At 63.0% G+C, this 1125-nt stretch carries 1 protein-coding gene; it reads right to left on the bottom strand.

Annotation, left to right across the window (positions count from 1 at the left end; all coding sequences use genetic code 11):
- On the bottom strand, positions 1-1125 hold a 1125-nt coding region (locus tag AC1D34_RS37855), incomplete at both ends, for a molybdopterin-dependent oxidoreductase (protein WP_476827065.1).

Raw genomic sequence — 1125 nt, 5'->3', positions numbered from 1 at the left:
GGGTTGCGGTAGCCCGGATAGGTCTCGTTGCTGCTGTTCGGCGCCGCCTGCAGGTTGTTGTTGACCTGGATCCAGTAGAAATTGAGCTTGCCGTCCTTGAGCATGCGGTCCTGTTCGACCGCGTGGTAGCCCGGCTTTTCCGGAATCGTCCCGGCCGGGATCCGCCAGATCTCCTCGGCATGCTTGCGGTGCTCCGGATTGGTTACGACCATATCGGCCGGCAGACGGTGGGCGAAGGTGCCGACCTCCCGYGCCGTGCCGCAGGCGGAGGGCTGCCCGGTCAGCGAGAAGGGGCTGTTTCCGGGCTCCGAGATCTTCCCGGTCAGCAGATGCAGGTTGTAAACGAGCTGGTTCGCCCAGACGCCGCGGACATGTTGGTTGAAGCCCATTGTCCAAAGCGACATCACCTTGCGCTTCGGATCGGCATAGAGCTCGGCGAGTTGCTGCAGGAAGCCGGGCTCGACGCCGGTGAGCTCCGACACCTTCTCCAGCGTGTAGTCCTTGACGGAAGCCGCATAGAGCTCGAAATCGATCGGCGAGGTCGCACCGACATCGGCCGCCTTCCTGGCCTTGACCTCGCGCGGATCGTCGGGGCGCAGCCCGTAGCCGATATCGGTTGCAGCTTTGACGAAGCTGGTGTGCTTGCCGACGAAGTCCTGGTTCACGCGGCCGGTCGTGATGATGTGATTGGCGATGTAGTTGAGGATTGCCAGATCGGTGCCCGGCTTGAAGATGATCGGGATATCGGCGAGGTCCGAGCTGCGATGGGTGAAGGTCGAGAGCACGGCGACCTTGACATGCGGATGGCCCAGCCTTCGATCAGCGACGCGCGTCCACAGGATCGGGTGCATCTCCGCCATGTTCGAGCCCCAGAGCACGAAGGCATCTGTGGCCTCGAAATCGTCATAGCAGCCCATCGGCTCGTCCATGCCGAAGGTCCGCATGAAGGCGTATGCCGCGGAGGCCATGCAGTGGCGGGCATTGGGGTCGAGATTGTTCGATCGAAAGCCGGCGCGCATCAGCTTGGTCGCGGCATAGCCTTCGAATATCGTCCACTGGCCGGAGCCGAACATGCCGACCGCGGTCGGCCCTTTGTCTTTCAGGACCTGCTTGGCCTTGGCGGCC

This window comes from Allobosea sp. P1_A7 (assembly GCF_056406775.1).
The sequence above is the reverse complement of the archived record's forward strand: the minus strand, read 5'-3'. Positions and strand labels throughout refer to the sequence as shown.